12 protein-coding genes are annotated in these 13,575 nt (G+C 35.3%); 9 read left to right on the forward strand and 3 right to left on the reverse strand.

The genetic code is table 11. The features are described from left to right. Nucleotides 1-30 precede the first annotated feature (30 nt). The 3 genes from SO785_RS02020 to msrB all read left to right on the forward strand — a co-directional run bounded on the left by SO785_RS02020 (nucleotide 31) and on the right by msrB (nucleotide 1,785). Nucleotides 31-894, forward strand: a complete 864-nt coding sequence (locus SO785_RS02020; RefSeq protein WP_003548017.1) for a GRP family sugar transporter — start codon at nucleotides 31-33, stop codon at nucleotides 892-894. A 119-nt stretch (nucleotides 895-1,013) separates the two neighbouring features. Then, nucleotides 1,014-1,295, forward strand: coding sequence for a hypothetical protein (locus tag SO785_RS02025; protein WP_015613385.1), 282 nt, complete (start codon nucleotides 1,014-1,016; stop codon nucleotides 1,293-1,295). Nucleotides 1,296-1,347: 52 nt separating this feature from the next. After that, nucleotides 1,348-1,785 (forward strand): peptide-methionine (R)-S-oxide reductase MsrB, encoded by a 438-nt coding sequence (msrB, locus tag SO785_RS02030; RefSeq protein WP_003548013.1) that lies wholly within the window; start codon nucleotides 1,348-1,350, stop codon nucleotides 1,783-1,785. Nucleotides 1,786-1,848: 63 nt separating this feature from the next. Here the strand turns inward: msrB and SO785_RS02035 are convergent, their stop codons facing one another. After that, complete coding sequence (locus SO785_RS02035; protein ID WP_003548011.1) at nucleotides 1,849-4,230, reverse strand: Xaa-Pro dipeptidyl-peptidase; 2,382 nt, start codon at nucleotides 4,228-4,230, stop codon at nucleotides 1,849-1,851. Between the two features lie 229 nt (nucleotides 4,231-4,459). On the opposite strand from SO785_RS02035, the gene SO785_RS02040 reads away from it, so the two are divergent. The 3 genes from SO785_RS02040 (at nucleotide 4,460) to SO785_RS02050 (ending at nucleotide 6,138) form a co-directional block, all read left to right on the forward strand. After that, a complete protein-coding gene (locus SO785_RS02040; RefSeq protein ID WP_011254439.1) occupies nucleotides 4,460-4,753 on the forward strand; it encodes a type II toxin-antitoxin system MqsR family toxin in 294 nt (97 codons plus the stop codon). Between the two features lie 10 nt (nucleotides 4,754-4,763). Then, nucleotides 4,764-5,147 (forward strand): helix-turn-helix domain-containing protein, encoded by a 384-nt coding sequence (locus SO785_RS02045; RefSeq protein WP_011254438.1) that lies wholly within the window; start codon nucleotides 4,764-4,766, stop codon nucleotides 5,145-5,147. A 379-nt stretch (nucleotides 5,148-5,526) separates the two neighbouring features. Further along, the gene (locus SO785_RS02050) at nucleotides 5,527-6,138 is read left to right on the forward strand and encodes an SHOCT domain-containing protein (protein ID WP_003548007.1); all 612 of its coding nucleotides are present in this window, start codon (nucleotides 5,527-5,529) and stop codon (nucleotides 6,136-6,138) included. Between the two features lie 119 nt (nucleotides 6,139-6,257). Here SO785_RS02050 and SO785_RS02055 read toward each other — a convergent pair whose 3' ends face one another. Together SO785_RS02055 and SO785_RS02060 are read right to left on the reverse strand one after the other, a co-directional pair. Further along, complete coding sequence (locus SO785_RS02055; RefSeq protein WP_021874108.1) at nucleotides 6,258-7,511, reverse strand: PTS sugar transporter subunit IIC; 1,254 nt, start codon at nucleotides 7,509-7,511, stop codon at nucleotides 6,258-6,260. A 130-nt stretch (nucleotides 7,512-7,641) separates the two neighbouring features. Beyond that, nucleotides 7,642-8,787 carry an ROK family protein gene (locus SO785_RS02060; protein WP_011254436.1) on the reverse strand — a complete coding sequence of 382 codons (1,146 nt, stop codon included), beginning with the start codon at nucleotides 8,785-8,787 and terminating at the stop codon, nucleotides 7,642-7,644. Nucleotides 8,788-8,924: 137 nt separating this feature from the next. Here SO785_RS02060 and SO785_RS02065 point away from each other — a divergent pair, with 137 nt between their 5' ends. Genes SO785_RS02065 through yicI form a run of 3 tightly spaced genes read left to right on the forward strand, consistent with a single transcriptional unit; the run spans nucleotide 8,925 to nucleotide 13,573 of the window. Further along, nucleotides 8,925-9,809 carry an ROK family protein gene (locus SO785_RS02065; RefSeq protein ID WP_003548003.1) on the forward strand — a complete coding sequence of 295 codons (885 nt, stop codon included), beginning with the start codon at nucleotides 8,925-8,927 and terminating at the stop codon, nucleotides 9,807-9,809. Next, entirely contained in the window at nucleotides 9,799-11,289 is a 1,491-nt protein-coding gene (locus SO785_RS02070) for a glycoside hydrolase family 1 protein (RefSeq protein WP_003548002.1), read from the forward strand. The genes SO785_RS02065 and SO785_RS02070 overlap by 11 nt, the downstream gene beginning before the upstream one ends. A 4-nt stretch (nucleotides 11,290-11,293) precedes the next feature. After that, nucleotides 11,294-13,573, forward strand: a complete 2,280-nt coding sequence (yicI, locus tag SO785_RS02075; RefSeq protein ID WP_003548000.1) for an alpha-xylosidase — start codon at nucleotides 11,294-11,296, stop codon at nucleotides 13,571-13,573. Nucleotides 13,574-13,575 lie beyond the last annotated feature (2 nt).

The raw sequence follows: 13,575 nt of genomic DNA on the forward strand, positions 1-13,575 counted from the left end.
CTTTTACAAAACAATAGGGGAGAAAAATTGATGAGTTATTTATTTCTATTTATTCCCGCAATCGGATGGGGACTTATGCCACTATTCGTTGCAGGGGTCAAGAAGAGTAATATTTACCACCAAATCGTAGGGTCAGTATTAGGCGCATTTTTATTTGGTATCGTAGTATTCTTGATTAAGCGTCCGGAATTTAACGCTACATCATTCTTACTTGCAATGGTGGCCGGTGCTTCATGGGTAGTTGGTCAGTGTGGTCAGTATTACAGTTACGCAAAGGTTGGGGTTTCAGAAACCATGCCGATCTCAACTGGTTTACAACTGATCGGTGTACCACTTGTTGGGGTCTTAATTTTTGGCGAATGGGCAAGTACACAAGCTAAATTGTTTGGCTTCCTTGGTATTCTGGCATTAATTATCGGTGTAGCATTTACTTCTTTAACCGATAAGGGTACCGCAGAAGGTGGTAAGAAGAATCAGACTACTACTATGATTGTTTTATTTTTGACCACCTTAGGTTACATTGCTTCAAGTTCTATTCCAAAGGCTTTAAAAGGCGATGGAGTAATGATTTTCCTAGGTCAAACAATCGGTATGTTGATCGCAACTCTCGTTTACATCGTTGCTTCTAAGCAACTTAAAGTCTTTAAGGAAAAAGAAAGTTATCAAGTTATTCCAGCCGGTGTAATCTTTGCGATTGCTGCACTTTCATACATCATTTCTGTACAAATGAATGGTGTTAACTTGGCATTCGTTATGTCACAACTTTGTGTAGTTATTTCAACTCTTGGTGGTATTATTTTCTTACATGAAAAGAAGACTAAGAAGGGCTACATTTATACAGTGATCGGTTTAGTACTGATCGTTGCTGGTGCAATTTTAACTTCAGTATTTTAGAAAATAGAGTGTTAGATGTTTTTACGTCTAACACCTTTTTTAATGTAAAAGAAATAAATTATAGAGAATTTTGCATTAAAATAGATAGTGAGGGAGAAATTATCAAAGGAGAAATTTCTATGAATGATAATACAGTATACGTAATTAATGCACGAAGATATTCCCGTAATGGCGAGATTATCGAGCATAATGTCCATGTCTATAGTTCTTATCAAAATGTGATTGCAGCATTTAAGCCTTTCTTAGAAGTGTCCAATAAAGAAGTACACATGAATGGCAAGAATGAAATGCTACAAGTAAGGATTTATGATCCAGCTAATGAATTTTTGACTAAGTATATATTTGATATATATGAGAAGCAAATTGATAATTTCTTCCCAAAGACAACTGAACATATTTAAAGGGAGGCGGCAGATTAAGTTCTGCCGTTTTTTGTAAAACGAGGTAAATGAAATGGTTTTAGATGAAAGTAAGAAAAAACAGGCACTGAAGAAGTTAACCCAAGAAGAATACGATGTAACCCAGAACGCTGCCACGGAATATCCATTTACTGGCAAGTACGATAATTTTTATGAAAAAGGCATCTACGTTGATGTGGTGTCTGGTGAGCCGTTGTTTTCTAGCCAAGATAAGTATGATGCGGGATGCGGCTGGCCTAGTTTTACCAAGCCAATTGAAAAGCTGCAGTATCACCGCGACCAATCGCATGGCATGGAGCGTACCGAAGTGGTAAGTCCAGAAGCGCAGTCGCATTTAGGGCACGTTTTTACCGATGGACCTGTTGATCGTGGCGGCTTGCGTTACTGCATTAATTCTGCTGCATTGAAGTTTATTCCATATGATCAGCTGAATGAAGCTGGTTATGGTGAGTATAAGAAGTTGTTTAAGTAGAAAAAAGTATAAAAAAAGCCGTTGAGAAAATTAATCTCAATGGCTTATTTGTATACTTAGAATTTACTTTTCATAAAACTTGATTTCAGTATTAGCTAAATCAATAGTGTAAGTTTCTTCTTCAAGTGGTCGCTTAGTCATCCCTTCATCAGTTGAGTAAATGATCAAAGCTAACTTGCTTCCGGATGGAATAGTGTAGTAGGTAGGTTGAAGTAAGAAATCAAGATCATAGAACTTGTCTGCATCAATATGCTCAGGCTTTTTCATATCCTTGTAGTTTTGCAAGTTCATGTGTGCCTTAGTAATCAACTTAGCCTTAGTCTTTTTATCAGGAACAAATTCTTGAAGTGTATCAGTACCGAACTTGTAGCCTAATTCTTGACCACCACGCATCAAGAACTTAGGAGTAGCAGTCAAACGTTGTCTTTCACCAAGTTCAACTAAAGCAACGGAGATTTGCCCCTTAGGTAGTGATCCTTTAACTCTAACTTTAACTTCAGGTCGGCCTACAATAGTAGTAGGGTGGATGAATTCATCAGTAGTAAAGCGCAAACTTGGCTTAGCCCATTTTTCATCCCCGCTGATAAATTTGTATTCCCATTCACTTTCAGAAATACCGGCCTTCTTAAATTCAATACCACCTACATCAGTGAAGGACTTTTCGGCATGGCTATCACCATCTTGCAAAAGTTCATCATCATCGGTAGGGAAGTAGATCTTTTCACGACCTAATTTATCGTTCCAATCTTTTTCTTCATGCCACTTGTCGGCTTGCAAGTTGTCTTGAATCATAACAGTTGGCCATTGGTTGTAAGCATTGTTTTCAACATCCAATAATTCGTGGACAAACCAAAGGTTCATCAAGTCAGTGAAGTCGATAGAAACAAAATTGTTCATATTATAGTGTGGACCTTGGTGCAAGAAGAGGTGATGCTTCATTGGCATCTTAGAAACAAGTTGCCAAATCTTGTAAACGTTCTTTGGTTTAACGTTCCAGTCGTTTAAACCATGAACGGAAATCCATGAACACTTGATACCGTCAGCGTGATGACGATAGTTTCTAGCTTCCCAGAAATCAGAATATTGGCCAGTTGTCCGATCCTCTTTTTCTAGCAACTGCTTTTGCATTTTGTCGTATTCTGGCTTGATCTTGAGGTATGATCCAGCATCCCATAAGTTAGATTCACAAGTTTCTGCAAGAAGATCCAAGTCTTCACCTTGACATGCTTCTGGAGCGATGACCAAACCGTGTTCGCGATAGTAGTCGTACCATGAAGAAATTGCAGCTTCTGAGACAACAGTCTTAAGTCCCTTGACACCGGTGGTAGCGATAGCAATTTGCAAAGTGCCCAAGTATGAGCGGCCGGTCATACCGATGTTGCCGTTACACCAATCAGCTTTTGTTTGCATAGTTCTGGTACGGTCAGTGTAGGCAATACGGTCGCCGTGAAGCCATTCGATTACAGCAGCTGCTGATTCGGTTTCTTCAGGGGCACCAGTGATTCTGACACCGTCACTACCGCGAGTACCGATTGCGCCGGCAAAGACACTAGCAAAACCGCGAGCAAGCATATATTCGTTCAATGGGTAAGAAGACTTGTGAACTGCTTCTTCAGTAGTTGGATGATTTGAGCCATCAGGCTTTTCTGCTTTAACGATTGGAGAATGAACGTATTGTGGATCATTCCATTCAGTAGCATCAGATAGATTTTCATCGACGCTGTGATTACGCTTTTCGTTAGCGATGATTCCGCCGAAATATGGGGATGCAGTATAAAGTGCTGGTACCTTAAGACCGTTGTTAGTTTCAACTGGACGGAAAACAGTAACTTGAATTAAGTCGCTCTTTCCATCATGATCAGTATCTAAGTCGGTTTCTACATAAACAACTTCGCGGATTACTTTTGAAGTATCAAAGACAGGGATAGATTTACCATTGAAAAATTTGAATTGATTTTGACCCCAGAATTGAGTGAAGTAACCTTTACCAGCCATCACATCAAGTAAAATTTGACCGTTTTTAGTACGGGTATTGAGCAAACGATAGAAAGCGGAGATCAACTTATGGGTATCGTTAATATCTTGAACAAAAGGCAGCGCTGTTTTTTGCATAAAACCAGTTGGATCGGCAAAGTCATAGTCATAATGAACATGGTAGCCAAGTAGTTGTAATGCAACATTATAGAATTGTGCGGTACCGATAGATTCTGGCTTTTGCTTAAGAAAATCAGTTAAGGTTTCGTGATCAGAAACGGCAAATTCGCTGAGTTTAGCACTTTTAGCAGCATCAGTCTTTGCTTCAGCGATCGCGTTTTTGACCAATTTAGCTAAAAGGTCGCTAAATGACCAATCTTCGTAGTTTCTAGGTAAAAAGTTAATGTCGATAAGTTCTCTAACTTGGTTGTCAAAGTCAGTTTCAACGTAGGCGTATTGATTATATTTCATATTTTTTCTCCTTATGCAGTATTTGTTACTATCTAGTTTACCTGTTTAGTAAGTGAGAACCAATCAAAATGAGAAGGTTTGTGGGAATTTTTTTAGAAAATGAAATAATTAAGAATTTACAAAGCTGTAATACTATTTAAAAATAAAATTTATTTTTTGCGTAATAAATCATGATGGCAGTAAAGTGCTATGAAATCATATCGTTTAAGCGTAAAATGGAGGCGTAGGAATGGAGCCAATTTTTGCATTAAAATGGCTAAAATTGCTAGTAAGTGAAAATAAATTTTTGCTTGTGAAAAGAAAAGCTAGTCATGCAAGTCCAGTGACTAAAGAGATGGTAAAACTCATTGTTAATGATCTATCAATGAAAGATTTTGTTAAAAGTGAAAAAGATAGAGATTTTCCAAATGAATATGTTTGGATCTATGAAACTACTTTTAGAATTAAATATTATATTAAGTTTAAATTTATTAATAAAGGACAGGAAATTTTGTTTATTTCTTTTCATGAAGCCTTATATTGAGGAGGAAAATATGTCATACATTGCTGATTATACAAATACTTATGATATTCGCGGGCACGAGATTGAAATCACTGCTCCCGCACGTTTTGACGATCGGACACATGAAGTAATACCTGATTTAGAGTTAGATGATCAAGCTGTTAAATTAGCGTTGGAGAAATTTCGTAAAATTTACGATGTTGTCTCGCCAGAACAAATGAAAGCCTTACGTAAAAAATGGCATTTGAGTCAACGTAAATTTGCTAAAGTTTTAGGCTGGAGTTCATCAACTGTTGCATTATACGAGGCAGGGGCAGTCCCAACTAATGGTAATAATCGGCTGCTTAAGATTTTGATTAAGGATGATAAGGTGATGAAGGAGTTTATCGAAGATAGTCAAAAAAGTGAATTATAGTAAAAAGTCACCATTATTGGTGACTTTTCGTTTAAAAGAAAAAAATTTTAAACGGAGTATATACAAATAACATTACAAGCACTACGACAATGATTAATTCAATAGAAGTACGTCTAGCTAAACGATCATAGTCGTCTTTTTTTATTTTGTGATTACGAAAATCTTGATTAAGGCGAAAACGTTTGACTGCTAGAACAAGGGCGATTACAAGATAGATGCTGATTCCAATTATGTTTAGTATTCTCATTTCTTCTCCCTAAAGTAATTATTTTTTATTATTATAGCAAAATCACATTTGATAATGCTTACATTTCATGAGACATTACATTTCAAATAGTCCATAATGTAAATAGTTAATATTATTTTTGAAGGAAAAATTATGGGACTTTTTGATTTATTTAGTAAAAAACAAAGAGAGGCTAATCAGTCTTTCTTGTCGCAACAACGTAGTCAACAATCGATTGCCAAGATAGAGAAGTTGACTTTGCCGGCTAATTTGAAACAACAATTAATCGATGCGGATGTTTTTGATATTTGGTTTAGTGATAAAGATTTAGCACCACTAGTTAAATTGTTAGCAGATTCATCAGAAATGATCAAATATACGGCAACCGGGATTAATGATCAGAGTGAGGCCAGCCTGCTTGTTTGTACTAATCAGCGACTGATCGTTATTAGTAAGAAACGATCAGATTTAATTGTAAAAACGATCTTGCTAGATCGAATTAAGAGTGTGCTTTTGAGACATCAAATAGTTTATGACGAAATTATACTTGTCGTAGATAATGAACAGATCGATTTTAATTCAATTAATAAAATATCTGCCGCTATTTTGGCTGATGATCTTAGGACTTTATCCAAGTTAGCGCAAGGTAAGGGTGAACTTGATAAGCAAGTAGAGCAGATTAAGAAATTAAAAGAGTTGGTTGATCAAGGCATTTTGACAGAAGAAGAATTTCAAGCTAAGAAGAAAAAGATTTTAGATATTTAAAATTATTTTATGAATCAAAGTATAGAAAAAAGACGAAGCGATAGCGCTCGTCTTTTTTATTATGATGCTCCAGACGCCTTGGGGGAGAGAATTAATTATTTTGAGCGTCTGGAAGGTAATTATTCTTCGGGAGCAGTTTCGCCTTGTTCAACTGCTAAAGCTTTTTTATCCAAAATTTTGAAGAATGGCCAGTAACCTGCAACTGCGATTAATACACAGATAGCTTGCCATACAACGGCTTTCCAATCACCACCAGTAATCAAGAAACCATTAAGTAAAGTTGGAGTAGTCCAAGGAACACTGGCAATGATCATATGTAAGATATGGAATTTAAATAAGAAATAAGAGATTGCTTGTAATACCAAAGGAATAGTAATAAATGGAATTGCAAGGGTAGGATTTAATACAACAGGGACACCAAACATAATAGGCTCAGAAATTTGGAAAATACATGGAACGAAACCTAAGTGAGCTAATTGTTTATAACGCTTACTTTTGGCAAATAACATACAAATTACTAATCCGAGAACAGCACCGGTACCACCCATTGCCATACCAAAAGTTAAGAAACCATCAGCACAAATGTGAGTGGGTACGCCACCGTTCATAGCTTTATGCATATTGTCCATTAAAAAATTACCATAAACAGGACCAGCTACAATACCAACAGTATTATTACCATGGATACCAATAGTCCAAGCAAAAAGTGTGAAGAAAGTAAACAGTTCCATTCCCCAGAAACTACCCAGAGTAGCAGTAAGAGGTGAGAAGATCCAGGTAATAAAGGCATTGATATCTAAATGAAGCAGACATCTAATAACCCAAGCGCCACCTAAAATTGCTAATGCAGGAATTAATGAGACAAATGAACTAGCTACTGCAGGTGGAACTGAATCCGGTAACTTAATAACAATTTTATGCTTAATAAACCAGTTATAAATTTCGCCACCGATAAGTGAAACAACGATAGCAGTGAACATACTTGAAGCTCCTAAGTTTGTAGGATCAAGGACCATTTTATTGTTCAATTCGCAAATAATAAAAGCAATAGCACCAATTACTGATGCAGATAGACGATCAATCTTATTTTCACGGGCTAAAGTATATGAAATACCAAGTGCAATAATTAAACCAATCAAACCAGTAGACATATTAATTGGCGCATTTAATACTGGAAGATAAGGCTTAATGATATTTGACCAACCTGGCACAGGCAAGTTGGCAATGATCATAAAGATAGAACCGAAGATAGTAAATGGAACTGAAATAATCATCCCATCTCTTAAAACAACCATATATTTGTTTTCGCCCATTTTTCCTAAGGCAGGCATTAACTTTTGCCTCGTCCAATTCATGAGCTTACTATTTTGCATGAGGTAATCCTCCATAAAAACTAATAATATTGCTTATTCAAAGTATGTAAACTTAATTAACTAACTAGAATGTAAGCCCTTTACTTAATATTGTCAACTGTTTTTTGAGAAAAATAAAAAGCGCTGTGGCTTAAGGTATAAGCCGCAAGCGCTTAGCGCCTAGGTCAAAAATTTTTCTAACCAGCAATGAATATCCTCCTAAAAGCGGAGCAAATTTAGTTTGTCTAGCAATTTGTAATTGAGTTTGTGTAGCTTCCAGAATAGGTAATTTACTTTTAATTTGAATTAAAAGCATGGGTAAATTCTCTATTAACGTTGAATCTAAATAAATAATCTGAGGAGAGTAGCTTGCAATAATATTGTTTAAAACTAAAACTATACTATCAACAAAGCGAGTGATTGCTGCAACTACTTCTTTATTTCCCTTAACATAAAGTTTAGCTACTTGTTGTAATGTCAAATTATTCAATCCATCGTACTTAGCCACTTCACGTAAAATTGCTTCCTGAGAGCAATAATCAATAGGATTAAAGGCTTTAACACCTTCATCAGTTTGTATTAAAAACTGCATGTTTTCAATACTACCTGCAGCATCTTTATTTCCTAAATACAAGTTCTCATCAATAATAACACCGGCACTAATTGTTTCATTAATCGTTATAGAAATTAAATTTTTGATTTCATTATTGGATGAAAAATCACGCTGAAAAATTGCTGCAGCGTTGGCATTATTTAGGATAATTACGGGAACCTTATATTCGTCTTTTAAATAAGTAACTAGGTCCGTATTGTCAGAAATAGCAGAGACGTATTTATTATCGAACACTTTTTTATGTACAGCTATCGAAATCCCTAAAAGTTCATGAACTGTGTCTTTAATAGAAAAATTATTAATTTTTTTCTTTAAAAGTAATTGAATCTTTTCGTTAGTCAAATTTGCTATAGAGATTTCCTCAAAACGATTAACTTGTCCATTAGCATAAGTGGCCATTATATTGAGATATTCCTTACCAATTTCGATATTGATAAAAAAGCCAAAATTTTTGTTGAATTCGATAAGTTGAGGTTTCCGCCCACCATTTTTAGTGCTATGTCCCTCACCAATTTCTACCACATATTGTTTTTCAAGTAATTCTTCTAATATGCTAGAAATGGTAACTTTATTGATTGATAAGTCACGGGCAATTTTACTACGAGAAATCGGCCCATAGTTAATTACATGTCGAATGACAGAGCGTTCGTTATTAAGACGCATGGTATGTTTGTTAATAAACATATGAATAACCAGCCTTTCTAAAAAGCATTATACAGAATTTTTGGGATGAAAGTGTTTACACAACTCACAAAATAATGTATTCTGTAAATGTGCTAAGTATGTAAAGTAAATTAACTAACTTCAAGGAGATATGCAAAATGGCAATTTTAACCATTGATGTAGGTCAGAAATTTGTTCGATATGGTTTTTTTGATGACGAAGGAAACTTAACTGAAAAAGGAAAATATCAAGTTCCAAGAGAATCAGCTCAATCATTTTATAAATCAATAGCAAATTTAGTTACTGAAAATAATACAAAAATTAAAGCAATTAGTATCAGTTTTCCTGGCTTTATTAATGTAGATAAAAAAATAGCTATTCGAGCAGGCTCCTTAAGATTTTTAGATGGTCATAATATTAATCAAGATTTACATCAATATATTGATGATCGGATTGAAATTTTTATTGAAAACAACTCCAATTGTGCTGCGATTGCAGAAAAATTGAATGGAAATGCTCAAGATGTGAGCGATTTTGCAGTAATTACTCTAGGAAATGGTGTTGGTGGAGGAATCTTCATTAACAATAAGTTGTTCCGTGGAACTAGCTTTTCAGCTGGTGAATTCGGCATGATGATTACAGACTACACTGGTCATGGATTTAAGAGTGCACATGAATTAGCTTCTACTTCTGCTTTAATTAGTGAATATTCTAGAATGCGAGGCATTCCTGATGGTTTGGTTGAAAACTATCAAATAATGTCAGAATTAGATGATCCAAAAGTAAAAGCTGTTGTAGAAAAATGGGCAACTTATGTAGCAATCTGTATATTTAATCTCGCATGTACACTAAATCCGCAAAAAATTTTAATTGGCGGTAATATTAGTCAAAACAGTGAATTGATTCCAATTATTAAAGAAAAATTGAATCAAATTCCTAATTGGACAGATTTTCAAGCTGAAATTCAATCTTGTCGCTTTTTCAATGATGCAAGTCTTTATGGTGCCTATTGGGCATATATAGGAAGTAATCATGTTTTATAAAAAGTTAGATAATTTCCCTAAAGATTTTCTTTGGGGCGCAAGCTCTGCAGCTTATCAAATAGAGGGTGCAGCTAATGAGGATGGCAAAGGCCCTTCTATTTGGGATAAATATACTCATGAAAAAGGTAATACATATAAAGATACTAACGGTGATGTAGCAATTGATCACTATCATCACTATAAAGAAGACGTTGAATTGATGGCTAAGATGGGACTTAAAGCTTATCGCTTTTCTGTAGCTTGGAGTCGAATCATTCCGGATGGCAAAGGTAAAGTAAATCCTAAAGGAATTGAATTTTATCATAATTTAATTAAGGACTTACGTGATCATAATATTGAACCGGTTTTAACTATGTATCACTGGGATCTGCCTTTAAATTTACAAGAAAAGTATCAGGGCTGGGAATCTCGTGAGACTATTAAAGCATTTAGAAAATATGCGCAAGTTTTATATCGTGAATTTGGCGATGAAGTTAAATATTGGGTAACTATCAATGAACAAAATGTGTTTACATCAATGGGTTATCGTTGGGGGACACATCCACCTAAGAAACATGATATTAAGGCTATGTTTTTGGCAAATCATCATGTAAATATTGCCAATGCTTTAGTAGTAAAAGATTTTCATCAAATGGTGCCGGATGGATTAATTGGTCCTAGTTTTGGTTATGGTCCGGTCTATCCTAAGACTTGTGATCCTAATGATGTTTTAGCAGCCTTAAATGCTCAAGATTTTAACGATAATTGGTGGCTTGATGTTTATTGTAGAGGTAAATATCCCTTCTTTACTAAGAAACAATTGACAGATTTAGGAATCATGCCAGAGGTGACTGCTGAAGATCAGAAAATCTTGGAAGATCCGGAAGCATATCCCGATTATTTAGGAATCAATTATTATCATGGTGGTACAGTTCAACAGAATCGACTTGAAAAACAAGTAGATGATCAAAAAGATGAGCGCAAGTTTAATAAGGTTGATCCATATTTGATGCAACCTAAGGGAGACAAAGCGCAAAATCCTGAAGTGCCAATGTTTAATAATGTAGAAAATCAATATGTTGATAAGACTAAATGGGGTTGGGAGATTGACCCAACAGGGATGCGAATTGCCTTACGTGAAATTTATGAAAAATATCAATTGCCAATTATGATTACTGAAAATGGCTTAGGTGCACTTGATATTGTTAAAGATGGCAAGATTAATGATACATACCGGATAAATTATCTGAAAGATCACGTAAAAGCAATGAAAGAAGCAATTACTGATGGCGTTGATTTAATAGGTTATTGTGCTTGGTCATTTACTGATTTACTTAGTTGGTTAAATGGATATTCAAAACGCTATGGTTTTGTTTATGTTGATCAAAATGATAATGAAAATGGTAGTTTAAAGCGTATCCCTAAAGCAAGTTTTTCTTGGTACAAACAAGTGATTGCTTCAGATGGTAATGACGAAAATTTGTTAGAGCATAAGGAATAAAAAAATGAAATATTTGAATGGAAATTGGCTAGTGAGAGATGGCTTTGCAATCGATTATGGTCAAAGTATTTACGATAGTGAAATTAAAGATGATAAATTAACTTTATGGGTGCCTTTTAAAGTGATTACCAATCCGGGGATGACGCTGGATGATGGGATGCTTACCTTAGAGATTACCTCACCAAGAGAAAATATTATTCGCACTAAGATTATTAATTTTAAAGGCGCCATTGATAACGGTCCTAAATTTGATTTAAACGTAGATTCCAAATTTAAGCCGAATATTTTTGAAGATAGTGAAAAATTTACTATTGAATCAGGTAATACACGTCTTGAAATTCAAAAAGGTGATCAAATCTTATTTACGTATTTCTATAAAAATGAAATGCGTGCTGAAATACCGGCACGTTCGGTTGCTAGAATTTTTGATCCTAAAGGTCACACCCATATTTCAAATTCATTTGTACTTGAACCAGACGAAAAGATTTATGGGTTAGGAGAAAGATTTTCCAATTTTGTTAAAAATGGTCAAGAAGTTGAAATGTGGAATGCAGATGGCGGTACAGAAACAATCCAATCCTACAAGAATATTCCATTGTACTTATCTAACAGAAAATATGGTATATTTGTTAATTCAATTGCCAAGGTCTCCTATGAAGTTGCTTCTCAACAAGTTGACCGCGTAGAATTCTCTGTTCCAGGTCAAGAACTTGATTATATATTTATTGGTGGAATGGATAACAAGGAAGTATTAGATCACTACACTGCCTTAACAGGTCGTCCACCACTTCTTCCAGCATGGAGCTTTGGTTTATGGTTGACTACATCATTTACTACTAAATATGATGAAGAGACAGTTATGAGCTTTATTAATGGTATGCTTGATCGTCATATTCCATTATCTGTCTTTCACTTTGACTGTTGCTGGATGAAGCCAACACAATGGTGTGACTTTGTATGGGATCCAGATATCTTTCCAGATCCAGAAGGTCTTTTGAAGAAGATCCATGATAAAGGTATTAAAGTTTGTGTCTGGATTAATCCGTATATTGCCCAAAAATCTCGTTTATTTGAAGAAGGGATGAAGAATGGTTACTTCATTAAGAAGAGTAATGGGGATGTATGGCAATGGGATAAGTGGCAAGCTGGTATGGCCATTGTTGACTTTACTAACCCTGACGCAGTTAAGTGGTATCAAGGCTATTTGAAAGAACTGCTTCATCAAGGAGTCGATGTCTTTAAGACGGACTTTGGTGAACGAATTCCAAGTGAAGGCGTTAAATTCTTTGATGGTTCAGATCCTAAGAAAATGCATAATTACTACACACTTTTGTATAACAAGATCGTTACTGATGCAATTAGTGAAGTTAAAGGAAAAAAAGAGGCTCTTGTCTTTGCTAGAAGTGCAACTGTAGGTAGTCAATGTTACCCAGTCCATTGGGGTGGTGACTCATCTTCGAACTACTCATCAATGGCGGAAACTCTTAGAAGCGGCTTGTCCTTTAGTATGAGTGGCTTTGGCTATTGGTCGCATGATATTTCAGGGTTTGAAGCAAGTGCTACACCAGACTTATATAAACGCTGGAGTCAATTTGGTTTACTAAGTTCTCATTCAAGATATCATGGTTCAACTACTTATAAAGTTCCATGGTTATATGGTGATGAAGCTGTAGAAGTATCAAAGAAATTTACCAATTTAAAATTACGGTTATTGCCGTATCTTCTTGCAATGTCTAACGAAGCTCATAAACATGGTACGCCAATTCTTCGTCCAATGATTTTAGAATTCCCTGATGATCCGGGATGCGAAGACCTTGATATGCAATATATGCTTGGTGGTAGTCTGTTGGTTGCTCCAATTTTCAATGACCAAGGAGAAGCTTGTTTTTATGCCCCACAAGGTCAAGGTAAATGGATTAGTTTACTAACTAATGAAAGTTATGAAGGTGGACGCTGGTACAAGCAAAAGTTTAATGAAAAGACTTTGCCATTACTTGTAAAACCTAATTCAATTATTGTGACTGGCGAACATGATGATCAGACGATGTATGATTACACTAAGCACCCAAGTATTCATTTATTTGAAATGCAAGATGGCAAAGTATCGACAATAATTACTGATAATTATGGTAAAAAAGTAGCGACGGTAACTTCTGAAAAGTCGGCTGATAAGATTGTAGTAACTACAGAAAATATTGAAAAATTTGATTTAATAATTCATCGTAGTGATCAATACGCCGTAATTATGAAAGATAATCAACAAAAAGTAGAAGTTGATCTATAAAG

Source organism: Lactobacillus acidophilus, assembly GCF_034298135.1.
GTDB classification, from domain to species: domain Bacteria; phylum Bacillota; class Bacilli; order Lactobacillales; family Lactobacillaceae; genus Lactobacillus; species Lactobacillus acidophilus.

Excerpts from the sequence above, each read along its gene's own strand:
- SO785_RS02020 (WP_003548017.1), top strand. The coding sequence starts at position 31 with ATGAGTTATTTATTTCTATTTATTCCCGCAATCGGATGGGGACTTATG.
- SO785_RS02025 (WP_015613385.1), top strand. The coding sequence starts at position 1,014 with ATGAATGATAATACAGTATACGTAATTAATGCACGAAGATATTCCCGT.
- msrB (WP_003548013.1), top strand. The coding sequence starts at position 1,348 with ATGGTTTTAGATGAAAGTAAGAAAAAACAGGCACTGAAGAAGTTAACC.
- SO785_RS02035 (WP_003548011.1), bottom strand. The coding sequence starts at position 4,230 with ATGAAATATAATCAATACGCCTACGTTGAAACTGACTTTGACAACCAA.
- SO785_RS02040 (WP_011254439.1), top strand. The coding sequence starts at position 4,460 with ATGGAGCCAATTTTTGCATTAAAATGGCTAAAATTGCTAGTAAGTGAA.
- SO785_RS02045 (WP_011254438.1), top strand. The coding sequence starts at position 4,764 with ATGTCATACATTGCTGATTATACAAATACTTATGATATTCGCGGGCAC.
- SO785_RS02050 (WP_003548007.1), top strand. The coding sequence starts at position 5,527 with ATGGGACTTTTTGATTTATTTAGTAAAAAACAAAGAGAGGCTAATCAG.
- SO785_RS02055 (WP_021874108.1), bottom strand. The coding sequence starts at position 7,511 with ATGCAAAATAGTAAGCTCATGAATTGGACGAGGCAAAAGTTAATGCCT.
- SO785_RS02060 (WP_011254436.1), bottom strand. The coding sequence starts at position 8,787 with ATGTTTATTAACAAACATACCATGCGTCTTAATAACGAACGCTCTGTC.
- SO785_RS02065 (WP_003548003.1), top strand. The coding sequence starts at position 8,925 with ATGGCAATTTTAACCATTGATGTAGGTCAGAAATTTGTTCGATATGGT.
- SO785_RS02070 (WP_003548002.1), top strand. The coding sequence starts at position 9,799 with ATGTTTTATAAAAAGTTAGATAATTTCCCTAAAGATTTTCTTTGGGGC.
- yicI (WP_003548000.1), top strand. The coding sequence starts at position 11,294 with ATGAAATATTTGAATGGAAATTGGCTAGTGAGAGATGGCTTTGCAATC.